Source organism: Sulfuriroseicoccus oceanibius, assembly GCF_010681825.2.
GTDB lineage: Bacteria > Verrucomicrobiota > Verrucomicrobiia > Verrucomicrobiales > SLCJ01 > Sulfuriroseicoccus > Sulfuriroseicoccus oceanibius.
The window spans coordinates 2,848,058-2,873,650 of record NZ_CP066776.1; the positions used below are offsets into that span (position 1 = coordinate 2,848,058).

General features: G+C 57.5%; 15 protein-coding genes. 3 read left to right on the forward strand and 12 right to left on the reverse strand.

From position 1 onward, the window contains the following. Positions 1-8 precede the first annotated feature (8 nt). The 5 genes from pbpC to G3M56_RS11510 form a co-directional block, all read right to left on the reverse strand. A complete protein-coding gene (gene pbpC, locus G3M56_RS11490; RefSeq protein ID WP_235203417.1) occupies positions 9-2,288 on the reverse strand; it encodes a penicillin-binding protein 1C in 2,280 nt (759 codons plus the stop codon). A gap of 98 nt (positions 2,289-2,386) precedes the next feature. Further along, on the reverse strand, positions 2,387-8,254 hold the full coding sequence (locus G3M56_RS11495; RefSeq protein WP_164363660.1) for an alpha-2-macroglobulin family protein: 5,868 nt from the start codon (positions 8,252-8,254) through the stop codon (positions 2,387-2,389). 91 nt (positions 8,255-8,345) lie between these two features. Next, positions 8,346-9,413 (reverse strand): chorismate-binding protein, encoded by a 1,068-nt coding sequence (locus G3M56_RS11500; RefSeq protein ID WP_235203418.1) that lies wholly within the window; start codon positions 9,411-9,413, stop codon positions 8,346-8,348. 8 nt (positions 9,414-9,421) lie between these two features. After that, complete coding sequence (locus tag G3M56_RS11505; RefSeq protein ID WP_164363663.1) at positions 9,422-10,246, reverse strand: Hsp33 family molecular chaperone HslO; 825 nt, start codon at positions 10,244-10,246, stop codon at positions 9,422-9,424. 106 nt (positions 10,247-10,352) lie between these two features. Beyond that, a complete protein-coding gene (locus tag G3M56_RS11510; RefSeq protein ID WP_164363665.1) occupies positions 10,353-11,108 on the reverse strand; it encodes an outer membrane lipoprotein-sorting protein in 756 nt (251 codons plus the stop codon). 100 nt (positions 11,109-11,208) lie between these two features. Here G3M56_RS11510 and G3M56_RS11515 point away from each other — a divergent pair, with 100 nt between their 5' ends. The 3 genes from G3M56_RS11515 (at position 11,209) to G3M56_RS11525 (ending at position 15,055) form a co-directional block, all read left to right on the forward strand. Further along, positions 11,209-12,768, forward strand: a complete 1,560-nt coding sequence (locus tag G3M56_RS11515; protein ID WP_164363666.1) for a glycosyltransferase family 39 protein — start codon at positions 11,209-11,211, stop codon at positions 12,766-12,768. 35 nt (positions 12,769-12,803) lie between these two features. Further along, entirely contained in the window at positions 12,804-13,517 is a 714-nt protein-coding gene (locus tag G3M56_RS11520; protein WP_164363667.1) for a glycosyltransferase family 2 protein, read from the forward strand. A gap of 230 nt (positions 13,518-13,747) precedes the next feature. Continuing rightward, complete coding sequence (locus G3M56_RS11525) at positions 13,748-15,055, forward strand: sigma-54-dependent transcriptional regulator (RefSeq protein ID WP_164363669.1); 1,308 nt, start codon at positions 13,748-13,750, stop codon at positions 15,053-15,055. A gap of 8 nt (positions 15,056-15,063) precedes the next feature. On the opposite strand, the gene G3M56_RS11530 is transcribed toward G3M56_RS11525, so the two are convergent. From G3M56_RS11530 to mul2B, 7 genes are all read right to left on the reverse strand, one after another. After that, on the reverse strand, positions 15,064-16,251 hold the full coding sequence (locus G3M56_RS11530) for a ribonuclease D (protein ID WP_164363671.1): 1,188 nt from the start codon (positions 16,249-16,251) through the stop codon (positions 15,064-15,066). Between the two features lie 49 nt (positions 16,252-16,300). Next, positions 16,301-17,680, reverse strand: coding sequence for a transcription termination factor Rho (rho, locus tag G3M56_RS11535; RefSeq protein WP_235203419.1), 1,380 nt, complete (start codon positions 17,678-17,680; stop codon positions 16,301-16,303). A gap of 170 nt (positions 17,681-17,850) precedes the next feature. After that, positions 17,851-18,519: a dephospho-CoA kinase gene (gene coaE / locus G3M56_RS11540; RefSeq protein WP_164363673.1), complete on the reverse strand. Its 669-nt coding sequence runs from the start codon at positions 18,517-18,519 to the stop codon at positions 17,851-17,853. 154 nt (positions 18,520-18,673) lie between these two features. After that, positions 18,674-21,277 (reverse strand): Amuc_1098 family type IV pilus outer membrane protein, encoded by a 2,604-nt coding sequence (locus tag G3M56_RS11545; RefSeq protein ID WP_164363675.1) that lies wholly within the window; start codon positions 21,275-21,277, stop codon positions 18,674-18,676. A 91-nt stretch (positions 21,278-21,368) separates the two neighbouring features. Beyond that, the gene (locus tag G3M56_RS11550) at positions 21,369-22,439 is read right to left on the reverse strand and encodes an Amuc_1099 family pilus-like system protein (protein ID WP_164363677.1); all 1,071 of its coding nucleotides are present in this window, start codon (positions 22,437-22,439) and stop codon (positions 21,369-21,371) included. An 87-nt stretch (positions 22,440-22,526) separates the two neighbouring features. Then, entirely contained in the window at positions 22,527-23,636 is a 1,110-nt protein-coding gene (locus G3M56_RS11555) for an Amuc_1100 family pilus-like protein (protein ID WP_164363679.1), read from the reverse strand. A gap of 65 nt (positions 23,637-23,701) precedes the next feature. After that, positions 23,702-25,468 carry an Amuc_1101 family PilM-like pilus complex protein gene (gene mul2B, locus G3M56_RS11560; protein WP_164363682.1) on the reverse strand — a complete coding sequence of 589 codons (1,767 nt, stop codon included), beginning with the start codon at positions 25,466-25,468 and terminating at the stop codon, positions 23,702-23,704. Positions 25,469-25,593: the final 125 nt, after the last annotated feature.

Here is a 25,593-nt window from a genome sequence, read left to right on the forward strand (position 1 = left end):
GCAGCCCGCTACTCCACCACCTCGACAGAAAATACCGTGGAGGCGGAGCGACCCCGGTCGTCTATGGCGTGGACACTCCACTCGCCGGCATGCGCCTGCCACAGCATCGGCTCACCCACTGGACTCGAGCCGATAAACGATCCTCCGACAAACCAGTACACGGTGGAGCTGTCGGGTGCCGCATCCACTCGCAACGGGATCCGCGAACGCTCCGGATCCGACAACCGCAGCGTGTAAACGTACGCCGGCTGGGGCGACAAGATCACCGGAGAAGCAGCGCTGTCGGCCGTCGCCATTGCCGCTGCGGACGGCTCAAACGGCGGTGGCGTCCGGCGCGGCAATCCAGCCGCCCGAAACAGGCCCAACAAGTCAGCGGGCCAGAACTCATACACTTCCCGAGCCAGCTCACGCTTGCCGTCGTCGTAAGCCACACGCAAGCCGCTCTCCAAGTCGATCAAGACCTCCCGATGCACGCCGCATGGCGCAATCGATGACACCCCAGGGATGAACCATTCGTCCTGGTGACTCGGACAATGCGGGGTCGGCAGCTGCCCGGAAACCGCGCACATCGGGATCCTCTTCACCCCCTCGGGCACTGGATCGGACGCCGCCGGCAAGTTCAACCTCGCCAGCGCATCGAACATCAACGGGGCGGACGACTCACGCGCCACAAACGCTGGGTTGCCGGAACCATCGAAGTTACCAATCCACACTATCAGCACATAGTCCCCGAAAATTCCGGCCGACCATGCATCACGGAATCCATGGGACGTGCCTGTCTTCCAGCGCACCTCCGGGTTGTCCGCCAACACATCGTAGTCCCGCGCCTTGAGCATCTGCCGGGTGAGAAAGCCGGCTTGGGGCGACCACATCACCACCTCATCATTGCCGCTACTGCTAGCACCGTCCTGCTGGAGAACCAACGCCCGTGCCACACCATCGGTCGCCAGCATTGCGTAGAGCGCCCCCAGTTCCTCCATTGTGACCTCGCCTCCACCGAGCGGCAGCGACAGCCCGTAATGTTCGGCATCCTCCGGCAGCGCGACTCCCGCCCGACGCAGAAAATGATAGAAGGTTTCCTCCCCCAACTGCGCCGCCAAACTTACCGCCGGTATGTTACGACTGTGATACAGCGCGTCCGCTGCAGCCACCGGACCGACAAACCCACGGTCGAAGTTCTCCGGGTTGTACTCACCAAAACTCCGCCGGGCGTCCCTCAACAACGTCGCCGGATGAATCAACCCACGCTCCACCGCCAGCCCATACACAAACGGCTTCAACGCCGATCCCGGTGAACGCCGCGCCATCACGCCATCGACCTGACCCGCAATCCCATCATTGCCAAAATCCGCCGACCCCACATACGCCCTGACTTCGCGGCTTGGAGCATGCACCAACAACGCACACGCATTCGTGATGCCGACATCGCGGTGCCGCTCGATATAACCATTAATCGCCGCCTCCAACGTGCGCTGAAAGTTCACATCCACCGTGGAGCGCACCCTGCCGCAGCGCCCCGATAACAAACGCCGCGCCAAATGCGGGACCTCGCGCACCACACCGCCCGACGGCCGCAACACATAATGCTCGTCCAATGGGTCGACACGCCGACCGTCCTCCGCAGCCAACCGCTGCCGCAGCCGATACTGCGCCGCCGCCAACTGTTCGTTGTCTCGCAACGCACTCGGACACCGTCGCGACGGGCTCTGCGGGATCACGGACAACGCCACCGCATCGCGCTCGTTCAGCTCCCCAGGATCCACACCACACCAGATCAACGAGGCAGCTGCCACGCCTTCCACATTCCCTCCATAAGGAGCCAGATTGAAATACGCTTCAAGGATTTCGTCTTTGCTGTGATGCCGCTCCATCTGCAATGCCCGCACCATCTGATGCAATTTACCGCTAACCGAAGTGGTCTCGATTCCATAACGCATGCGGGCCAGCTGCATCGTGACGGTCGACCCTCCGCCCAACCGCTGACCGCTGATCACTCCCCACGTCGCCCGCATGAGCGACACCGGGTTCACTCCGGGATGATCGCGAAATTGCCTGTCCTCGTGGAACAACGTCGCCTCCACCAATTCTTCACTGATCTCCTCCACCCCACAACGCACGCGATATCGACCATCAGCCGCCAGAGCAATATGGATCACCTCTCCATTGCGGTCTTCCAGCACAGGCGAAAACGTCAGCCCCTGCGGATAAAGCGTATCCTCAGGCAACAGCCAATACCCGACGGCAGAAGCAATCAGGACGATCACACTGAGCCCCCCGATACGTTTCAACCAGCGACGCACCCACCCACGCCGGCACCTGGCGGAACCGGTTCTGGCATCGGGGGAAGCGGATGATCGACGTTGGGGCATCGCTGAATTGACTGGGATTATTCCTCTTCCGCCGGCAGCACTTCGATCGTGCCTCCACCGCTGCGTCCCTTGATCCCGGGATCGTACATGCTTTCAGCAAAGATCGGAGGTATCACGAACGTGCCGGCCGCCACCGGTTTGATCCGATAGCTGAACGTACGCAGGTCGCCCTTGCCGAGCCCGAGGAAGAACACATTTCGGTCTTCCCGTACGTCCACAAAATCCGCTCCTGGAACCGTTCCCGCCCCGGGCTTCAATGCATTGGCTTCCACCTCGAATCCGCCAGGCAGCAGGTCCAGTACGGCCAGATAATCGAGCACACGCGGCGAGATGTTACGCACCGCGATCCGAACCGTCACCGGATCCCCCACACGCAACTGGGTGACCGGGTTACCATCGGCATCGACCAACTCACGCGCCACCTCAAGCCCATCCCGCACCACCGCGTCGGGAACACCTATGTCGAATCCGGCTTCGATCACCTGATAGAACGCACCCAGCTTTGATTCTCCCTTGTCCAACTCGAACCGCACCTGTGAACTCGTCGGGTCAAACGAAGCCACGCTGTAGCCTGGAGCCATTGGCACCAGGGCGTTGAGTTCGCCGCCTGAGGTTTTCTCAAGGATTGCCGTCATCGCGCCCGATTCTCCCGCAACCGCGGAGTACGCCTCCAACGCCTGAATCAGTGCCGACGAGCGCAATGTATTGATCCGCCCCTCCTCGATCGGTTTGACGATCGGCTTCAAGTCGTCGTAGCCGAAGCGCTTGGCGACCTCAGGGAAATGGCGACATATCAAAGCGAACCCGAGCGCCTTCCGTGCCTCGTCATCGTGGTAGTAATCCAATCGGTACGCAGGGTCCACCGGCTTCTCCTTTGCCAGCCCTTCGGAGTAGCGGCGCATCAAGCGCACTGCCTCGTCATCTTGTTTGAGCAGCTTGTAGCTGGCGGCCACATACATCGCCGTCAGATCCTCTTCCCACAGCCCGGTGAAGTGCTGCTCCAAGGTGTCTCTCAAGTTGACCAAGCGATTCGCCGAGGAGCGATGCATCCCTCGGATCAGATAATAGATCGCGGCAGACTGGTTCATCGCCTGATCCATGTTGTCGGGTGCCACGGCAGCGATCTCGCGCATCCGGCTGCACATCAAATCCCACATCCGCGACGGCACCGGATATCCGCGCTCTTTCGCATTGACCAAAAACGACATGACATACACCGAGAGGAAGTCATCGGCTGCAGCTCCAGTGCCCCGGCTCGTCCAATAACCAAACGCTCCATTGCTGTGTTGCCGCACAGACAACATCGACAGCGTTCCCTGCACGGCTTCCACTGTCTTCGCCCGATCAAATCCAAACTCCGGATAATCCGCCAGCAACAGGCGCCCGAATGCCCGACTCGTGATCTGCTCGCTGCACCCGTGCGGGTACACGTTGAGATAGGACTCCAAACCACGCGCCAACCCCAACGGCAGCGGCGAAGCGCTAGCTTCCGTCTTGCGGAACTGCGGGAACAACTCACGCTCGACATCCACATCATGACTCCCAAGACGGAAATACCCGCTCTGAATATGCGTCATAAACGGTGAGGCCGGCCGAACACTCAAGGTAGCGCCACGGGTCATCTCCTCACCAGAGGCACTGGCTGCAAACCGCAACTCGGCACCACCCAGGTTCTCAAGCGCCTTCATCCTGAATCGCGCGGTTCCTTCCTCCCCCTGCTTGAGCACCAGTGGCTCATCAGGACCGGAAACCAACTCAAGCCGCTCATCGGCTTGAAGCGTAACCGCGATTTCGTCCTCACCCTCATGCTCCAGATTGTTCGCCACGGTAACACTAGCGGTGAACTCGTCGCCCGGTGCCACGAACAACGGCACATTAGGCGTCAGAACCATGGGCCCTCTCACCAAAACGCCATCCTCGTTCTGCCCCAACGCAGAGTCACATACCATCACCGCCATCACATTGAGCTTCCCGGAAAAATAGTCCGGCACCTGATAGCTGACTTCACGCCGCTCTGGCCCCGCATCGACAATCCCCGACCAGAACACCACCGGCGCTTCGCGTCGACGCTTGAACGGGTTCAGGTGAATCTTGGGCGGAGCCCCACCGCCACCAAAGGCTTTGCTATTCCGGATCAACGAAAACTCAGGAAGGATCAAATCCAGCAACTGATAGGTTCTCACCTCAAGCGCGCGCTTGGCCATCAACTGCGTCAACGGCCGCGGCATCTCATAATCGGTGATCTGATGAATGCCCGCATCCACAGCATAGAGAATAACCCTGCCCTGGCGCTCAGCCGTGTACCCAATCTTCAACTCAGCCCCCGGCTTCACCACCTCGGGAACATCCAGTTCCACACCAACCCGCCGCTGATCCAGATTCACCTCGATCGGATGCACCGCATAACTCAACGGACTCATGAACACCTCAGGCGAATCCAACGCACGGACAAAGTTCACCGATACATAAGCCGTTCCCACCACTCCCTCAGGAACCGTGATCGTCTCCACCGCCGACGTCGTGTCCATCCGGAACCACTTGAACGCCAGAACACCCTCCCGCTCGATCGTGATCAATCCCGAACCAGCATACGGCGCGCGGATCGACAGTTCGAGCTCATCACCCGAATTACACTCCTTGTCAGCCAGCTTCACATCGAGCTCGGCATCCCGTTCTAAACTCCGCCCGGATTCCCCCTTACCCGCAACCGAGTACGGACAAACCAGTAGAACGTTCCCATCCACATCGAGCAACTCGAGCCGCATCTCACCCACCTGATCAGTCGGCAACTCGAACGCATGCCCACCTGCCTCAAGATGCATCATCCCATCGGCAATGATCTTGTCCCGCTTGGTCGAGACATAAGCGTAGCTACCATTGCGCTGCTTGGTTAGCACCGAAGCAAACCGCGTCTCAACCACACGCCAAGCCAAGTCGTGCAACGCAACCGGAGCCAGACTCTGGTCCACCGCCTGCAGCTGGATCACTCGCTTGCTATCCGCCCCGACATAATCCAACGCCCCGTCCGCCTTGTAGCCGACCACATAATCAAATGGCGCAACCAAAGTCGACGTCGCACCACGGACACTGCGCCCGCCTCCCGCCTCAAAGCCCTCGACAAACACATTCATCCTGAAGGTCGCGTTCTCAAACCGCTCCATTCCCAGATCAAACTCGGCCTGCCCATTCTCATCGGTCTTCTTTTCGCCCAACTTCACCGTATCGCCCGCCAGGTTCTTCGCCGCCGTAAGCGCCCGGTTGTGGAAGACATAATCGGCATATTGATCAAACTCAAAGCTCGCCGCGCTCAACTCCAGCTTGGCCTTCACTCTGCGATCCGCCGCTGGAAACCCAAACAGAGTATTGAGCTGCACACGGGCAGTGGTCGCTTCCGGCTTGATCCACCCATTCGCTCGCTCCACTCCGCTAATTGCCACATCGAGCTTCATCGTGTCCGGCTGGAAATCCTCCACCCGGATGCGATGACTTCCCAAGTACTGCCGGTGCTGCCCGTTCACCAGATAATAGAGGGTGGCAGTATAGCTGCCCGTCGGCGACGCCTCATTGAGCTTCACTGAAAAGTCCACAAATCCATCCGCTGCCAGTGGTGCCCCGCTAGAGCCGACCACACTCCCCCGCGCATCCCGCACATCGAGCATCAACGGCAGCCCCTGCAAACGCCCCGACCAATCCCGCCGCCGCACGACCGCACCAATGTGCAACTCATCCCCCGGGCGGTAGATCCCACGCTCGGAGAACACAAATGCCTCCAACTTTTCGCTGTCCGATGCATTCACCCCACCAATGTCGAAGCGCGAGAAATCGATCAGACGGTCCGGACGTTGATACGGAATGAACGCCACATCCGATCCCGACTTCGCCAAAATCGCCGTCGGTTCTTTTTCCTCACGCAGGTGGTCCACCGAGTCCAAGTGAACATATCCGTTTTCATCCGTCCTGGCCGCCAACACCTCTGATCCATTCTTAGCAACCACCGACACCCTCACCCCGGCCACAGGCACCCCATTCGAGATGCTCTGGACAAACACAGCACGCGAGCCGTCGCTTGCACGCTTCACCAGCATCCCCAAATCGGTCACCAACACAAAGCGCTTCTTGAAGCTGTCACCGTACTCAGGAAGCCAATCGGTCATCGTACCATCACCCTCCATCGCTCCTGGCTCATCACCTCGAGGACGCACTCCTTCTGCGGTTACGAAAAACAATCCGCGTGAGTCCTCCGCTCCCGCCGATACCGTACGCATCGCCTCCCCCATATCCAATAAAGGGAACGACGCCTCATAATCATTGGGCGAGACAATCGGCATCACCTTGCGCTGATAGATCCCGATGTTCTCCTCGTTGAAAACCCAGTGATTTTTGAACTGTGGAGACTCGAAGTCGCCGCTGGTCACCGCGACCAGATGGTTGATCTGATCCTCCGGAATCCTCGCAAAGGTCGTCCGCAAATAATCGAGACCACGCGTCTTCAGCCCAAGCTTGCGCTCGCCATTGAGCGCCAGCAACCCACCATCGCCCAAAATCACGACCTCCTTCGGAAACGATGGCAACGACGCATACGTCCCATAGGCATTCGCCAACTCGAAGCCCCCCATTGCCTCCACGCCGGAATCAATACGGACAAACAAAGTCGCCCCCTCTTCACGCAAGAACGTGAATGCATGCACCTGGCTCATGCCCTCATCATTGGCACCCGCTGCCTCCTGCCTAACCAACTCAACCGGCTCCCAGCCGCCCGGAACATTCTCCAGTGCCTCTGCCGATCCTGGCCGTTTGTGGCGACGCACCCACTCCTTCGGAACCGCCCAACAATGCACTTTGCCATCAAGCGCCTCGCCCGCGACATAGCCCGTCGTCTCGACCAACAACACCTGCTCCGGCACACCATCCGCAGTCCGAACGATTTTACTGTCCAATCGCGCGATATGAAATCCGGACATGCGATCGGGCACTCGCTCTTTGACCGCAACCGCCTCTCCCAATTCCGACCCACCACTCGCGGCCATCAACGCCCCCGAAACACTCACCTTCACGTGGTCCTCTTCGTCCGGAATTGCGATCCGAGCACTGCGCAAGTAATACGTCCGGCCCGCCGATGCCTCATCCTCGACGACGTTCAGCAGCGTGGTCGGACGCACGCCCTTGTAGGTGAACAAATCTGAATCCCCCAAGACCTCCAATGAGAGCGCGCTCTTGAGCTTATCCAATTCCAGCGTGTAGTTGCTCTTCAACGTCGCTTGCACCTCATGCCGTGTCGGGTCTTTTGGATCGGTATGGAAAGATTGGTTCTCAAACGCCACGTTGAGCGCTGGAGTCGCAAACTTCAATGACTCGGAGTCCAACCGGACTTCCGGCGGGAAAAAGCCCTCGGCAAACGCCAGCTCGAACTGCTGCCCGGCCGGCCACTCGGCATCAGGCAAAAACGTCAGCGTCTTGTCATCCTTCCACTGCCACACCCCGTCAAGAGCAGGTACCAATGCCACTCCACCCGCCACTTCCTTGCCCACCTGATCGATCGGCGCCGAGCTCTCACTGAAACGCACCACCACCTCGTGCATCTTGAGCTTGCCCTTCGCGTCTACCGAAGCTACCGCCGGCGGTGCGATCTCAACCTCCACATCACGCATCACCACACGCACCGTCGGCTGCGGCTTGTGCGCCTCCCACCATTGCCAGCCATACCACCCTGCCGTGCCAAGCACCGCCAAAGTGGCCACCACACCAAAAGCCCGCCGTGGATGAGCCGCGATTGCCTTACCAGTGCCCGCCAACCAGCGCGGTGGGCGGTAGTGGATTTCTCCAACGGTCGCGCGAATTGCAGCGCGAACCCAACGCACCGGGGCAAAGAAGTTAAGTGGCTTCATAAAGAAGCAAAACTACCAGATCGGCCTATGTTCTTTCAAACCCCGACTAGTAATTCAAAAAAAGGCCAACACCCCTAACCAGAAAGAAACTCTAGATACCAAACAAGCGCTTCACAGACTCACGCTTGATCGCCAGTTCCTTCCATTCATTCTCGCACTCGCTCTCGGCAATTACCCCACAGCCCGCAGGCAACAGCGCATGCGTACCTCGCCAGCAAATGTGACGGATCCCCACCACCCCGTGGAAGCTCCCGCCCACGCGCACCCCGAACGGCGCACCAAATCGCTTGGGCACACCCAGCCGGTCACGCATCTCGCCCAGCAGCTCTAAATTCTCCGCATTGCGCGGTAACACACCCAACGCAGGAGTCGGGTGCAATCGGCGGACCAACGCGTCCACTCCCGGACTCTCGCTGAGCTTCACCTTCAGCGCCGAGCGAAAATGCACGATCGAGCCCAGCGACATCACCTCACGTTTCTCACGCACCACCTCGCCCAGCGGATCCAACGCATCGATCAAATAGCGAACGACAATCTCATGCTCACGGATCTGCTTGGGATCGTTCACAAATGGCGCCCGGCGCTCGACCGGAGCGGTTCCCGCCAGCGCCATTGTGATCAACTCATCGCCCGTCAGTGAAAACAAACGCTCCGGAGTAGCACCGACCAAGCCACGTGATCCCACACGATAGCCGTAGGTCCAGTACTCTTCCGGCAACTCGGGCAAGCGGTGAACCAGCGCATCCAGATCACCACTGACCACCCGGCCGCTCTCCACCACCGCCGGCACAATCTTCTCGTAGCGCCCGGCGGACAGATCACGGCTCACCTTGCTGAAAACACCTTCCCACTGACGGAATCCTGGGCTGTCCCAACTGATCTCAGGCAAGGTCTCACCGATATGCTTGGCCAACGCGGTCAAATCGTCCGCCACCCAGAAACTCGCGGGGACCTTCCACGGCCGAGGATCCGTCATTTGGAAATCCCCGGCGTAAAACGCATCCACTCCGTCCCCAGGCTCATCGGCCAACTCACGGAATGGCCCACGGCCGACACAAAAGCCCAACCCCGGCACGCGAAGAAACGCAAAATCATCCGCGCTTCCCCGCACGACTTCGTTGCCTGAGTCTGTGCTGGGCTGTGGGGTGTCAGACATCATAAATCGAACTACGCGTTGTCGGGGCCGTCGAGGATGCGGTCGAACTGCTCGCGGGTCACATCGATCTTGGCCGCACAGCGTGGGCAATTGATTCGGATCGACGCATCATCGCCAAAGATCTCTTTGCGGTCTGCCTCCTGCAATCCGGCGAAACGCGAGATAATCCGTTCCGCAGAACATCCGCAGTCAAAGACATACTTGCGTGTCTCAAGCAGGCTCAGCTCCTCTTTCTTATCCAGCTCACGGATGTCGTCCTCTGTCAGTTCCGCCAACCACTCGATATCACAGTCTGGCTGAGCGGTGATCAACACAAAGTCCTCGGGACCATAAGCAAAGAACCGCGCCATGCGCTGCTCACTTTGCTGGTAGAAGTCCTGGGCAGCGTCAAATGGACGCGCTCCATCCCGCTTGATCTCCACCGTACTGCGGCGCGATTCCCCGGAGGTCAATTTCTGAGCCTCCGCGATGAACAGCCCCTTGTGCATGGCCTGCAAATCATGCGTCCAAACCCGCCCCGTCACACTGCCCTCGCCGTTATTGCCGGTGACAAAAACATTCATCCGCGGGTCGACGAAGTTGATCGTCCACGCAGCGGTCTCGTCGTACGGCTTCGATGCCATGTGCAGTGTCAACGCAGCCAGCGACTCTTTGAGCACTACGTCACACTCGGTCTCCAATTGGATTCCATGCTGCATCCAATGCAGGTAGTAATCCATGTACAACTCGCCAAAATCCCCGCGCACCAACAAGGCATTGCGGTGGCGCACAAAATAGCACCGGATCTCAACGTGGCTCAACGCATCTCGCGGGTCGATAGATTTCGATTCACTCATGGCTAGTCAGACATCGTAAGTCTTCACATCCACCGGCAGCCCACCAAATCCCTTCGGCGCCGCCCGGCAATGGCTCCCACATCGGTAGCCCCGCTGGGCCCACTCGTCAAAACAGCGGCGATGACTTTTTCCGCGCCTTGTCCAAATACAGCCACGTCCGCGCCACCACCTTGCCGGTCCCCGCGTCAATGCGATCAATCCGCATCTCCTTGAGCACCCAGCCCTTCTTCATCTTGCGCGCGCTGATCACTTCGAACTGCTTCACACATTTGCCCTGCCAATTGTAGCCCTGCACCCGCATCAACGCACCGCTTTCACGATCCACCCAGGCAAAGACCGCCGCATACGGGCCCTCACGCCGCGGGTTGTTGGCACGAATCTTGAAGCAATCGCGGGTGGCCACACTTTCGACGATCCGTTTTCCGCTCTTGGGGTCCTTCTCAAAACTCGCGCTCTCCCAGAACAAAAAACGCAGTGCGATATCTTCAAAGTTCGCATCCGTCCCGCGGATCGACTGCCCATAACTCTTCGAGGTCAGCTTCCGCACCTTGCCTGACGCATCTTTCACCAACACATCCTGCTTGCCACCGCTCAAATCCAAAGTCAGCGTCTCCTTCGGGCGGGTGAAGGAAAACGAAATCGCCCCCCGGTCCATGCGCAGAGCAAATGGCACTTTCTTGCCCTCCGAGGTCCTCAGGTGCCCGGTCGTATCCATCTCCTGACCGCTGCTGTTGATCCGCACCCACTTCAGCATCTGCGCGGCTGTGGGTTCCGCCTCCGCGGCAACCGCCACACCAGCCATCGCCAGCGCGACCACCATCACCGCCCCGTTTTTGATCCAATCATTCAGCACCTTCATCATTACAAGTTGTTCGGCAGACGAATCGAACGTCAATTGAATTCATCCCATCCTCCGGAGAATCCTTTGACACCACCCATGGACAAGGGTTCATTCCCCGAACATGTGGAAGACGCACCGCTGGCTCCTGATTGCCCTCATTCTCTTGACGATCTGCCGTTGGATCATGGCGGGAGCCATTGAGCTGACGGAAGACGAAAGCTACTACCACCTCTGGTCGGAGCACCCAGCCCTCTCCTATTACAGTAAAGGCCCCGGAGTCGCAGCTACCATGGGCGTGTCCTCGTTCATCCTCGGCGACAGCGCCTTCGGCATCCGCTTCTTCTCGCCACTACTGGGACTGGCCACCAGCCTGCTCATCTTCCGCCTCGCCCGCAGTATCTTCGACACCAACACCGCCGCCTGGTCGGTCGTACTGCTCAATATTCTCCCGATCTTCAACGCTGGGTCGATCCTCCTTACCATCGACCCACTCTCGATCTTCTTTTGGACCGCTGCAATGCTCGCACTGTGGCGAGCCCTCCACCGCTCCAACGCATCGTTCACTTGGTGGCCACTCACCGGCCTGCTCATTGGCCTCGGCTTCCTGTGCAAATATACCAACGCACTGCAGCTCATCTCAATCATCCTGCTACTGGTAATCGTCCGTCGCTGGCGCCCACATTGGCGCAAACCCGGCCCCTACCTGCTGCTCGCCACGTTCCTCGTCTGCACGCTCCCGGTGATCATTTGGAACGCCCAAAACCAGTGGATCACCGTCACCCACCTCATCGAACGCGGCCAACTCGATGAAGAAACCGGAGTCAATCCAGGTGAGTTCTTCAGCTACCTCGGAATGCATGCCGGGGTCTACTCACCGGTCATCTTCCTCGGTCTGCTCGCAGCCCTCTATCTCGGCATCAAGCGAGTCGGCAAAGACTTCGGCGAAACCTTCCTCATTCTCTTCGCCGCACCAATCATCATTCTCTATTTCATCCTCTCGTTCAAAGAGGCAGGGGAAGCCAACTGGACCGCTCCGGGCATGCTCTCGCTCGGCGTTTTGATGATCCACTATTTCCAGCTCGCACGCTGGTCGAACCGAACCAAAGGCATCGTCCGGGCCACCGCCATTACCCTCTCGATCCTCCTGACCGCTCTCTCGCTCAACCTCGACGTACTGCGAAAAATGGGCGTCCAGTGGCCGTACTCTCTCGACCCCACCACCCGCCTCACCGGCTGGCAATCGACCGCCGATGCCGTGGAGGACGTCATCCGCAAATCCCAGGACAATCTCGGCGACGGCATCTTCCTCATCTGCGACCGCTATCAAAGCGCAGCCAGCCTCCATCACCACCTTCCAGACGACCTCAACCTGATCCGCCCAACGGAGGCCCACCCGAAGGTCTTCATCCCGCAGTCGTCCATCATCCTCAATCAATTCTCGTTCTGGCCCCGCTACGACTCGATCGCAGGTGCTACCGAAGGTGAACCTGGATACACTCCATTCCTCGGAAAAAACGCCCTCTTCATCAGCACCCACCCGCGCAGCAACCCACCGGAAGAGATCCGTCGCGCATTCCGTCACACCCAACCGTTGAGCACGGTTGAAATCCGCCGATTAGGCATGAAACTACGAGATGTGCGGATCTTTGTCTGCTATGACTACCAAGGCATCAGCCTCTAGCCCATTCCCCGCCTGACCTTTTACCCATCTACCGAGTGACCACCAACGCATCGACATCACCCGAGCTCTCCGTCGTCGTCCCGCTTTACAATGAGGAAGACAACGTCGCCATCCTTCAAGAAGAACTCGCCACCGCACTCCAGGGCATTGATTTCGAACTCGTTCTCGTAGACGACGGATCCAAGGACAAAACCGTCGAGAACGTCGTCCGCAACGACCACACCCGCCTTATCGAATTAGAGAAGAACACCGGCCAGTCCGCCGCCATGTTCATCGGCATCCGCGAGGCCCACGGTGAATACATCGCTCTCATCGACGGAGACCTCCAAAACGATCCAAAGGATCTCCCGATGCTCCTCGAAAAGTGCAAATCCGGCGTCGACCTCATGTGCGGATACCGCGCCAAACGCAAGGACACCACCTTCAAGCGCATCCAAAGCCGCATCGCCAACTTCGTTCGTAGCCGCTTCACCGGCGACGGCGTGCGCGACACCGGATGCTCGCTCAAATGCATGAAGTCCGAATGCCGCGATGCGCTCATTCCTTTCACCGGCATGCACCGCTTCATCCCAGCTCTGATCAAAGGCGCAGGCTACAAAGTCGATGAAGTCGCAGTCAACCACCGTCCACGTCAGTACGGTGTCTCCAAATACGGCTTCGGCAACCGCGCCTGGCGCGCCACCATGGACATGTTTGGCGTCCGCTGGTTGGTCAGCCGCCACTTCATCGCCCGCATCAAAAAGGGCTAATACCCACAGCCATCCGATTCCTCCGCGCCTCTCGTTGGCGCGACACAAACGATCCCGCTACCCGCGGGATCGTTTTTTTTGTGATCTCCCCCCGATTTCACCGCCCTCTGACAGCCCGCCTCAACGGCCTTATAAAAACCATAGTACCCGCTGAGTTACAACGACTTGCCCACCACAAAACTGCGAATCAAAGGTTGTCACAATTGCGAATAAAGGCTTAGATACTCGTTATGGCGAAAATCCTGATCGTTGATGGTGACCGCAGCGTCCGCGAGGAACTCTACCAATACACCAAAGACCAAGGCCACGATTCCGTGACCGCGGAAACCGGTGAAGCGGCGCTGTCCCTGCTGGAAGAGTTCCAGCCACAGGTCATGATTGTCGATTTTCGAATGAAGGACATCACCGGGCTGGAGCTGATCGAAAAAGCGAAAAAAGCCTACCCGGACTTGGCTGTGATCATGGCCACCGGCAATGGCTCGATCGAGTCCGCCGTCGATGCGATGCGCCTCGGCGCGTTCGACTACCTGACGAAACCTTTCCAACTGGACGAACTCGGGCAAACCATCAACTCCGCCGCCGCCAGCACCGAAGGTCGTGGGTTATCATCGGTCGTCTCTTGCAGCTCACTCTCGGTCAGCAACGCGAAGATCGTCGCCGAGAGCGAGGTCATGCGGCGCATTGAAAAGCTCATCGACCGGCTGTCGATGCGCCCCACACCGCTGCTACTCGAAGGCGAATCCGGTGTCGGCAAACGCACACTTGCTAAAATCCTCCACAGCCACCGTCACAAAGAAGCCCGGCCATTCAAGGTTCTTCCGTGTGGTGCGCTTCCCGATTCCTTGATCGAACAAGAGCTCGCCGGTGGCCGCAGCATCCTGGAGCGCGCAGCAGGCGGCACCTTACTCCTCGATGAGATCGACACCCTCTCGCCGCGTCTCCAGTCATTGTTACAGAACTCACTTGAGGCCCACCGCCCGGCACGCACCGGCACCCAGTTGATCTCCACATCTGAACAACGCCTCGAAACCATGGTAAGGGAGGAAACCTTCCGCCCGGATCTTTTCTTCAAAGTCGCTGTGATTCCCCTCTCGGTGCCGCCCCTGCGCGAACGACGCAGCGACATCGCCCCTCTCTCCAACTTCTTCCTACAGGAACTCCACACCACCATTAAAGGAGGACCGTCGAAACTTTCTCCCACCGCCCTCAAGCTACTTCAAGAGTACCCGTGGCCTGGAAATGTCAGTGAGCTCAAAAACTCCATTCAGCGCGCCTTCGCTCTCGGTGGAGGTGAACTGATTACCGAGAAAGAGCTTCCACCGAAACTCCGCGATGGTAGCGCCGCTCTATCGTTGAGCAAAAAGCCATCCGAGGACGGCATCAAACTTCCCGTCGGCGAACCACTCGGGCCATTCGTCAAAGATCTGGAGCGCCGCTTCATCCGCGCGACCCTCGAGCACACCAACGGCAACAAAGAGCAAGCGGCCAGCGTGCTCGGCATCAGCCTGGCAACGCTCTACCGCAAGCTCGACCAATAGCACAGGCTCTAAATCAGGCCCAACAACTGACGCTGCCAGTTCAGCATCATCGGCCGCGGACGCCCCGGACTCTCATTCGCCGGATCAAACGCGGCAATCGGATCCGAATGCAACGCCAACAGCTCAATCGTCTTGCGCGGTGCAATCAACGACGGCTCCAAATCATGCTCGGCAGCAACCGCATTGCGCTTGGCAATCAGTGCATTCACCCGGTCGTCAAACGCATCGTCCTTGGCCAGACGCTGCACAGCCGGACGCTGTGGATAATCAGAGGCAGCCATCGCCTCCACCTTTTCCACCACGTCGCCAAACTCAGCCAACGCCTTTTTCGACAAGCGCCAGCGCAAATCTTTGCGGCTTGGCTTCGAACTAGACCCAAGCTTGGTCGCCAACTGCACCAAGTCGCGGTTGTTCACCACCTTGAAGTGCGGCCGGTCACGGCGCTCCGCCTCACGGTCGCGCCAATGCCACAGCTCGCGCAGGTAGGCTTGGGCTCGCCCCTTCGGCACTTTGCCCCAACCATTCACCCGCCAAACAGTATCAGGATCGCGCGGTGCACGGTTGAGCACATTCTCACGCGCCGCCACACAACTCTCCTCAAACCAATCCCAACGCCCCAACTCAACCAGACGCTTCTTGAAAAACTCCGACAATGGAAACATCAAACGAGCATCCAAGGCCGCATAATCGAGCATCTTCTGAGTCAACGGGCGTTTGCTCCAATCCTCCTTCTGAGAACCCTTGGACATCGTGAACCCCAGAATCTCTTCGGTAACAGCAGCGAGACCGAAGCGACGAAAACCACAAAGCTGCGCCGCAATCTGCGTGTCCCAGATCATCGGAGGCACCTCTCCGAACGCTGCGCTCATCAACGAAATATCGAAGTCAGCGCCATGCATCCAGATCTCCCCCGCCGGATCAAACAGCCGCTTGGTCAAAGGTGACAAATCATCGATCACCAACGGGTCAATCAAACCAACCGCGCCTTCACCGCCATCAACTTGCAACAAACACAGCTTCTCTTGATAGCAGTGCATGTTGTCGGCTTCGAGATCCATCCCGATCAACCCACCAGGCGCGGGAAGCGACGCTGCAAACGACTCCAGCGCTTCGGCTGAATCAATCCAAAGGTACTCTGCTTCCAGAGGTGGGCGATCTCCCCCAACGGGCGATCCGGGCACTTGCTGATCAGTCATGTAACTCGTCGTACGGTAAATAATCTATATCCTCGGGCAAACTTGAGGCCTAGCGCAATTGCAGTCCCGTGAGCAATAGCTCGGTGTTGTTCTGCGTGCGGGCGATATTCTTAAGCAACACCTGCATCGCATCGGGAGCAGGGAGCTGCGCCAACTGGCGACGCGCCACGTTGATCCTGCGCATCTCGTCCGGATGGTACAACAAATCATCCTTACGCGTAGCCGACTGCGCGAAGTGAATCGCAGGGAACAAACGTCGCTCGGCCATCTCCCGATCCAAGCGGATCTCCATGTTACCCGTGCCTTTGAACTCCTCGAAAATGATATCGTCCATCTTCGATTCAGTCTCGACCAACGCAGTGGCTAGAATAGTCAAACTGCCTCCCTCTTCGGCGTTGCGCGCCGAGTTGAAGAATGTACGCGCCTTCTGCAATGCCTTTGAGTTCAATCCACCCGACATCGATCCACCGCCGCCACTGGCCAACGCGTTGTATCCACGCGCAAGACGCGTCAAACTATCGAGAAGAATCACCACGTCCTTGCCGCGCTCAACCAAACGCTTGGCGCGCTCGAGCACGAACTCCGCCACCTCAATGTGACGCTTCGGATTTTCGTCGAAGGTAGAACTGAACACCGAGGCATTCACAGTCTCGCGGAAATCGGTCACCTCTTCAGGCCGCTCGTCGAGCAACAAGATCACCAACTCCACATCGGGGTGGTTGGCATGAATCGCCGAGGCGATGCTCTTGAGCAAAATGGTCTTACCTCCCCGGGGTGGCGCCACAATAACACCACGCTGCCCCATGCCGAGCGGAGCAATCAAGTCAACGGCGCGACATGCCGCATTCTTAAGCTCTGAGTTTTCGAGAATGATCCGTCGGTCCGGATACATTGCTGTCAGGTGTTCGAATGGAGTCGCTGCCTGGTAATCTTCAGCCGGCAGTCCTTCCACCTCGAGCACGCGGCTCGCGGAAAGATATTTCTCACGGTCGCGCGGCGCACGGGCCTGCACTTTCACCTGCTGCCCATGGCGCAAGCCAAACTCACGCACGGTCTGCGCTGGTACGTAGATATCATCAGGCTGGGCGCGGAAGCTCGAAGATGGTGTACGCAACATTCCGAACGAGTTCTCGTTCTTCAGTTCAATCACACCCTCCGCTTCAATCACCGTCCCCCGCTTGGAGTAAAAGCACAGCACATCAAAAATGATCTGGTGCTTGGTGCGCGAACTCACACGGACGCGCAATTCGTTACCAAGCTCATACAACTCCGGCAACGGGCGCTTCTGCATTTCAGCCAAAACCACCAACTCAGGCACATTCACTTCCTCCTCTTGAGGAGCAGCTGGCACCGCTTTGTTCTCCGTTGGCTCTGCCGGCTTGGCAGCTGCGTCGTCATTCTCTGGAGTAGAGGAATCGATCTCTGTCATGTCTTATTGAACGTAAAAATAGTCTGCCCCTGCCGCCTTGCTCTGAAGGAAGCCAACCTGCGCATTGCGCACATCAACTCGTGGGGCCTTAAATTAAAATCATAGCCGCAAGCAGTCACCTCGTGGAAACCCTCACCAACTCGTCGCTACGACCAACCTTGGATCCCGAATCAGTCACCGGCTTCCGAATGATCGTCTACCGGTGCGTTGGCCAATCGCTTGTGAAGCAGAACCACCTGGCTGCGCAAAGCATCCAAAGTCCCCTCATTCCAAACCACGAATGAAGCAAGCTTGAGCTTCTCAGCCACAGGCATCTGCGCGGCCAATATAGCGCGTGATGTCTCGTTGTCGAATCCGTTTCTTTCCTTCATCCTACGCATCTGCGTCGCCGTCCCAACGCCCACTACCACTGCCTTCGGGGCTTGTTCAAGAATCCCCGCATCGACGACGAATCGCCCCTCGCCCTCAAAGTACAATGGCACATCCGCAAGGAACCACCGGGAACCGTCATCGGCCGCCTGACGATATGCCTTCAACGCAGCAGCGCGCACCATAGGGTGCACAATCCCCTCAAGCACCCGCCGCTTTTCCGGATCACCCATCACCAGTTCCCGCAACCCCGCACGATCGACACTTCCATCGTCAGCCACAGGGCAGCCCAGCACGTCAACCAACCGGCCGACCACATCAGGGTCCCGGTACACCTCGTGCACCGCCTCGTCCGCGCAGAACAACGAACTACCAGAATAGAGCGCCTGCCACTCATCACAGAAACTCGACTTGCCACAGGCTATACCTCCGGTGACCACCAAAACCTCAGGGGAATTACGTCTATCCATTAACTTGTTCGCGGATCAAATACGCAGCAGATCGCACCATAAATCCCCCCCTCGCGCAACACCAACAAACACAAATCAGCCTCGCACCAACGAACAAAAAAAGGCGGCCACCGGATAACGGTGACCGCCTTATAAGAATCAACAATCAGGTCGATCAGAACAGATCGCTGCTCGGACCGCCGGACACCGAGGTCTCACCGCTCACGTCGGTGCTGTACTCGTTGAGGTTCTTACCAGCAGGGTCGATCAGGCGAGCTGTCACGAAGACCATCAGGTTACGCTTGAAGCGCTCCTCTGCCTTGGTCTTAAACAAACGCCCCACGATTGGGATGTCGCCAAGGATAGGCACCGAGTCCTCGATGTCCTGAACGTCTTCGCGGATCAAACCACCAAGCGCAACGGTCTGACCGTCCCACACGGTCACCTGGGTCTTGACTCGGCGAGTCGAGAACACAGGCATGTCGATGCGGTTGTCGGTGATGGTCACACTGGTCGGACGACCAAGTGCGTCGATCGCAGGAGTCGTGATCGGGTTACCGTAGTTGATGAAGCCGTCGAACTCGACCACCTCTGGAGCGAGGTTCAGATCGATGGTGAAGTTGTTCGCTCCAACGGTTGGATCCACCTCAAGAGTCACACCAGTGTTACGCGTTTCGAACGCGGTTGGTGTCGCAGGTGTCACAGGGAACGAGGTCACGGTAGCGACTCCGTCACCACCACCACCGTCACCGCCACCACCATCGATGTTGTTGGCGCCGACTGCGTTTGGAAGCTCTGGTGGATCGTACTCGGTTGGGTAGATGAATTCTCGAATCACCTCGACTCGAGCCGGTGTACCCGGGCGGGTGGTCACCTGCGGAGCGGAGAGAAGGTCAACGCCCTTCTTCTGGTTGAGCGCACGCATCACCACCTGGAACTGAGGCTCGGTCAGGATACCTGCGATGCCAAGCACGCCAGGTGCCACGTTCTCACCTTGTGCCTCGGAGATCGAGGAGTTGAGAATCGAATCAATTGCACCGCGTGTGATACCAAAATCACCGGAACGGTTACCAGCTGTCACTGGGTTGCTGCCGAGAGGCTGCGGAATGATACCCGAGGTTGGGTCGACCACCGGCCAATCGCCTGGGTTGACTGCGGTTCCGTTACCGGCGGTACCACCGGTCACGACCACACCCTTCTGGGAGTCAACGGTAAGAGGTCCAAGCAACCAGTCGAAACCGAGCTCGTAACCATTGCGCTGGGTCACTTCCACGAACTTAACGCGGACGTTCACCATCTTAGGCGCCTTGTTCTTCGCCTCGTCGACGATCACCTCAACCAACTCCATGGCCTGAGGTGTACCAGTCACGGTCAGCACCGAGTTACCTGGATCGTAGCTGGCACGACCATTCTCACCGAATGGGACACCACGGCTCTCAAGGTACTCTTGTGCAGTCATGCGGGCAGCAACCGCGGCGCCACCGCCGCCACCGCCAGTAGCAAATGGATCATCGTTGAAATCAGCCGCACCGCCACCGCCATCGGTAGGAATGAAGGTTGGTGGGACATCAAAGCTGCGGGTGTAAACGTTCTTGTCGACAGAATCGTTAGGAGCCAACACGACCGCGTACTCTTCAACCTTCACACGCATGTCGGTCAAGTCGGCTACATAGCGAAGCACTTCACCAAGCGGCAGGTTGCGGAGGTTAATCTCCGAGATCAAAAGGTCGTCCGGGCGACCACCTTCAGCCAAGCTGCTGCGCGAGTCGATCACGATCGACACGCCACGGTTTGCCGGATTCGGATCGGTGTCGATCTCACGGCTCTTGTTGCGAAGGAACTGCACCACTTCACGCAGTGTCTGATCTTCGAACTGAACGCTAGGAATGATCAGGCGGTCCAACTTGCGCTGAATGGCAAGGCGTCCATCTGTCTGTCCACCGTCATCTTCAGATCCACCGAGTTTCGGCACATCGATCAATGCAGGCTTGATCTCCCACTCGCTGTCCACTTCCGCCAGCATCTCTGCACGGGTACGGGTACGGGCGACACTGTAGTATTCGATCTTGAAACGCTCGATCTTCTCGTGGAAGCGCTGAGCCGCTTTGTTGTACTTGTCGATGCGAAGCACCTGATCGAACATCTTCTCGGCATTGTCGTAATCGTCGAGAAGGAAATAGCTTTCACCAAGCTTGAGAAGACGGGTCACTTCAGCTGCTCGCTGCTGAAGCTCATTGTAATCGTCACCACCGGTGCTCACCAACGGGAAGCGCTCTTCATCCTCCAGAAGCTCACGCATACGGAGCGCACGCTTGTTGCCTGGATCAACGGTTGGAAGCAGCACATCGTCAATCAACTGACGAGCTTCGGTGTAACGCCCTTCGCCAGCGCGCTGCTTGGCAAGCAACAACGAGGCACGGACATAACGGGATGTCACCGACTCATGAAGATCGGCAGTCACATTGCCGCGTGGAATCAGATCACGGGCTTCACGGAAATCCTGCAACGCGCCTTCGAAGTCGTCAGCTGCAAGTTTCTCATCGCCTTCCACAGCAATCTCACGCGCCTTCAACGTCATCTCCTGACGACGAATCAACTCGCGTTGAGCAGTGCTGCTAAGTCCGGATGAATAACCGGCCGATCCATAGCCAGCTCCACCGGTGTACCCGGTCGAGCCCGCCAGGGCGCTTGGCATCGAAAGCGGCGTTAGCGCTGCAGCAGTCGCCGCAACAGCAGCCAGCTTCCAATAGCTTGTCTTTAAATTGTTTGTGTTTCTCATAGTGGTGAACTAATCGCCTACACTCCCAGCTTCTGGGGGGGATGGACGGGGTAGAAAAGCATCAGGGTCAGTTGTCAATCAAGGCAAAAGATCAATTTTGTTGAGGTTTTAGAGCAGCCCCTTTCGGATACTCCATGGTGATGAGCTTGCCAGTGGCCTTCTCTTTGATTTCGACGGTTGCCACCCCGTCGGTAACCTTCACCAATCGCAGTGTGTAACCACTGAGCAATTCCGGCAGATCACCGGAGTTCTGCAGCAGCTCCAACTTCACCGGCTGGTCCGGTGAAGCGACAAATCCAAACAATCCGGAGACATCTCCGAAGTCCACCGTTTCACGGTCAGGGATCCGCTGCGTACGCTTTGGATGCCCCTCCGGACGAGAGTGGTCAACGACGATCGCAGTTGGAGTTGCCCCCTGTTCGACCGAATCAAGCGAGAAACGTCCAGCCTCTTCCTTTCGCTTGTTGCTTGGAATCTTCTTCTTCAGACCATCCTGGTTGAGATACTCGTTCCACTGGCCAGTGCGACGGTTGGTACGGTCCGGATGCTTGAGCTGCCAGTCATTCGCTCCGATCGAACTGAACATGATCGGATACGGATCATTCAGCATGCGATCAAACACGAGCTTGTAGTAGTACGGCGGATGGCTCTCTGGATCAGTCGGATCGAACGAGGTACCCATCGCTTTACCGAAGAGAAACTCCTCTTCGTTTGTGAAATGGTCACCATCCGGGTCAAGATTACCCACATTCTCGTACTCCTTCTCCAAACGATACTTCATCAGGTACTCATTGGTCATTGGAGGACGCAACAGCGGATCGTTCTTATCAAGATCAACGATCACACTCTCCCCCCCGTCTTTCTTAAGCACCAACGGAGTAGAAACCATGAATCCGCGCGGACGTCCGGCAGCTTCATAGTTCTTCCAGGAGTCAAACGAAACAGATCCGGCAATCTTCTTGGTAGCATCAACGGTCTGCTCGACCATCACCTGCTCTGGAGTCTGCCCACCAATCTTCGCGGTCACATCCGGAAGTTTGTATTCGTCGACTTCATCACTGAATGAGAGTGCACTGCTAATCACCCAACCACCCACGCCAAGCGCCACAACCCCGGCGGCGATCAACATGATTGGGTCTTCTTTGCGTACGGCTTTCTTCATAATCTAATAGTTGCAGCTACCGGCTATTCGCCGGATCCCCGCATATTCGAGGCTGTGTAATTTGTGAACGTGTTGAACGAGTAAAGCTTAGTTCTGATCTGCGTCATCTCCCGCGAGCGGCTTAAACACGGTAAAGTCCAAAACCGCAGTGAGAATCACCTCTTCCGCACCAAGGAACACCACGGCATCCCGCCCCCCCTTCTCTTCGACGAGACTAGCCAACTCGGCAGCCGCACTGGCATCAAGCACCTCCTCCTCAGCAGCAGGCTCCTCGGCAGCAGCTTCTTCACCGCCACCAGCAAGACGCGCAGCGCGACGCTCAGCGTCTGTCATTCCAGAATCTTCTTCGAATCCACCGAACTCACTGAAGCTTCCAAAATCGCTCATTCCACCCCCAGCAGGAGATGAATCAACAACCTCCGACGACTGAATCCTTGCTTCAACCTCTTCCTTGGCAGGGGCCGTTGGATTGCTGTTACGCAAGTTGACATAACGCACTCCAAAGAGATGGTCCTCGGCCTTCACCAGATCATTCAACAAGCTCTGAACCTTGCCCTCAGGACCGCGCACAGCGATGACAATTTGGTAGGTATTCACAGGCGACTCCACTTCGTCACCGTAATCATCGTCGTCATCAGATGCAGAAGCCGCGACTTCTCCCGCCACCTCTTGGCGCTCAAAGCGAACCAGCTCAGACATTCCATTGGCTACCACCTTATCCAGAAGCCACGTAACAGCTTCCAGCTGATGATCCAACTCTGCGACCGCCGATGGGTTGGCCTGAATACGGTCACGATAGGTTTCGAACCCAAGGAAGAACCCATCAGGAACGGTAATCTTGCGGTTCTGCCAACGGTTGCGCAGCTCTTGATAACGCGCCTCGACTCGCTGACCAAAGGTATCGGGCGAACCAACTTCTCCTTTGAACGAATAGCGCTCAACCGCCTTCCGTAGCATCGCCTGAGCATCGGTCTCCAATTGAGCAACCGCCGCCTCCTTTGCTGCCACAACTTCCTTGACGGGAACTTCTTCGCGCGCCGCAGCGCCTTTCAGAGCTCGAAGCGACTTCTCAATCTCATCACGAGCGTCATCGGCGCGGCCTTTGCCGTCGATGGTCAGGTAGCCAAACACACCGGCACCCACAACCACGGTACCGATCAAACCTGCCAGGTACTGATTATTCTTAATCCAATTCATTTCGTATAAATTCTTCGCGGATCACATCCGCATGAGTCTTTGATTCAGGATTTCCTAACTTGGCATTAGCGAAGCAAGATCGGCTCGGCAAGAGGCAAGGTCATCTCAAACGCCCAGGCGTAATCGTCATCGTTGCGGCTACTCACCTTCAAGCGCTTTGCCTTCTCTTGTGGCGGAACTTCAGCCAACACGAGCGGCCCCGTCTTCGATTCGCGCAAACGGTCGTAAATCTGATTAATCTGGTTCTGCCCCGCCGGAGCATTGCGCCAGAATCCCTTGATGCGGATCTCAGTCACCACATCAGGTCGCGGCTTCCCACCATCTTCCTCATCGAACTCGAGCTCTTCACCCACAGCGGTGCGCTCTTTCAGCGCTCCGAAGTCACGCACTCCAGTGCCTCCGGCCAGAGGCTCAAGATCGGTCACCCAAATAATATCGCTCGCAAACTGACGGTTAAGTTCATCAATGATACCTACCCAACGATCACGCATCTCGAAAATGCGCATCACCGGACCTCGGTTCACATCGATCTCGGAAATCTGGTCATCAAGCACCGACAGATCTCGCTTGTTACCATCCACAACCTTACCCACTGCAGAGAACTCACCCGCTTTGTCTTCGAGCTTGGAGGCTGCCATCTGCTGGTAAACAGCCCCAGCTCCCAGTGCCGCAAGCACACACACTGCCGCTGTCGTAAGAAACGGCTTCCGTGCGGCAATCTCACGCCGTGCAGCCACAGTCGCCGGCACCAAGTCTACATCCACAGGCACACCGCCTGCCTGACCAAGAGCAAGACCCACAAGCTCGCCCATCCGATGACCCACAGCTGAAACAGCCGCCGCATCGACCTGAGGACCCACAGCCACGTTGCGCATGGCATTAAAGTATTCAACCTGCGCGCCCAACTTATCGTGAAGGAATTCGATAGTGTAAGGAAGGGATGCTCCCCCTCCCGCCAGAAGCACGCGCTTTGGCACGGTACCGCCCTGCTGGGTACGGTAGAAGTTGTTGGTACGAACAATCTCAGAATGAAGGCGCGTCATCGTTGTGCGCACGATCTTGGAGATCGCGTCGATCCGAGGATCCGGATTCTCCTCATAGGCACCGCCAAGCGCCACATATCCATCCTGGATCTTTTGCTGTTCAGCAACCTGGAAGGTCACACCAAGATCCTTTGCAATCGCACTGGTCACCGAAGCGCCGCCCACTGCGATCGTACGGGCAAACAAACTACCACCCTCGATATACAGAAGATTGGTACTGCGGGAACCGATATCGACCAACAAAACCGGCTCATCGACGTCCGGATAGTTATAACGATACGCATTGTAAAGCGCCATCGCATCAACTCCGACGCCATTGACAACAAGCTTGGCATCTTCCACCACCCCGTTGAGGGAGTTCAACTGATCAAGCTTGATTGCAAACAAACCGACTTCCAGGTCACCGTCAGCAGTCTCACCAAACACCTGGTAATCCCAGGCAACCTCGTCAATCGGGAACGGAACGTGCTGCTGCGCCTCAAAGCGCACCATCTCGTCAATCTTGTCCTCGCTGACCGCCGGAATCTTCACAAAGCGAGTGAAGACCGACTGCCCCGAGATCGAATAGCGGCAGCCTTCTCCCTTGGAGACACCCAACTGTTGGGTCACGCCATCCAAAGCGAGCGCGGTTTGGGAGATCTTGGCGGAGTCCAAAGTGGTATCCCCGTCCATCGCCTCAAATGCATGCCCTTGAAGAATCACCCCACCGGAAGGATCCGCCTGAAAGCGAGCCCCTGCCACGGTTTGAGATCCGATATCAATCGTCGTTATCAATGTTGATTTTGCCATATTGATGAGTTTCCGAAATAAGTTCGCGTCCAGTGCTGAAGTACCAAACCGCCTCAGCCCAGCCACGTGAAGATAAATGTGTCAAAAAATTACCATCGCACCATCAGCGCGCGGCGCACTGGGTA

Excerpts from the sequence above, each read along its gene's own strand:
- G3M56_RS11495 (WP_164363660.1), bottom strand. The coding sequence starts at position 8,254 with ATGAAGCCACTTAACTTCTTTGCCCCGGTGCGTTGGGTTCGCGCTGCA.
- G3M56_RS11500 (WP_235203418.1), bottom strand. The coding sequence starts at position 9,413 with ATGATGTCTGACACCCCACAGCCCAGCACAGACTCAGGCAACGAAGTC.
- G3M56_RS11505 (WP_164363663.1), bottom strand. The coding sequence starts at position 10,246 with ATGAGTGAATCGAAATCTATCGACCCGCGAGATGCGTTGAGCCACGTT.
- G3M56_RS11510 (WP_164363665.1), bottom strand. The coding sequence starts at position 11,108 with ATGATGAAGGTGCTGAATGATTGGATCAAAAACGGGGCGGTGATGGTG.
- G3M56_RS11515 (WP_164363666.1), top strand. The coding sequence starts at position 11,209 with ATGTGGAAGACGCACCGCTGGCTCCTGATTGCCCTCATTCTCTTGACG.
- G3M56_RS11525 (WP_164363669.1), top strand. The coding sequence starts at position 13,748 with ATGGCGAAAATCCTGATCGTTGATGGTGACCGCAGCGTCCGCGAGGAA.
- G3M56_RS11530 (WP_164363671.1), bottom strand. The coding sequence starts at position 16,251 with ATGACTGATCAGCAAGTGCCCGGATCGCCCGTTGGGGGAGATCGCCCA.
- rho (WP_235203419.1), bottom strand. The coding sequence starts at position 17,680 with ATGACAGAGATCGATTCCTCTACTCCAGAGAATGACGACGCAGCTGCC.
- coaE (WP_164363673.1), bottom strand. The coding sequence starts at position 18,519 with ATGGATAGACGTAATTCCCCTGAGGTTTTGGTGGTCACCGGAGGTATA.
- G3M56_RS11545 (WP_164363675.1), bottom strand. The coding sequence starts at position 21,277 with ATGAGAAACACAAACAATTTAAAGACAAGCTATTGGAAGCTGGCTGCT.
- G3M56_RS11550 (WP_164363677.1), bottom strand. The coding sequence starts at position 22,439 with ATGAAGAAAGCCGTACGCAAAGAAGACCCAATCATGTTGATCGCCGCC.
- G3M56_RS11555 (WP_164363679.1), bottom strand. The coding sequence starts at position 23,636 with ATGAATTGGATTAAGAATAATCAGTACCTGGCAGGTTTGATCGGTACC.
- mul2B (WP_164363682.1), bottom strand. The coding sequence starts at position 25,468 with ATGGCAAAATCAACATTGATAACGACGATTGATATCGGATCTCAAACC.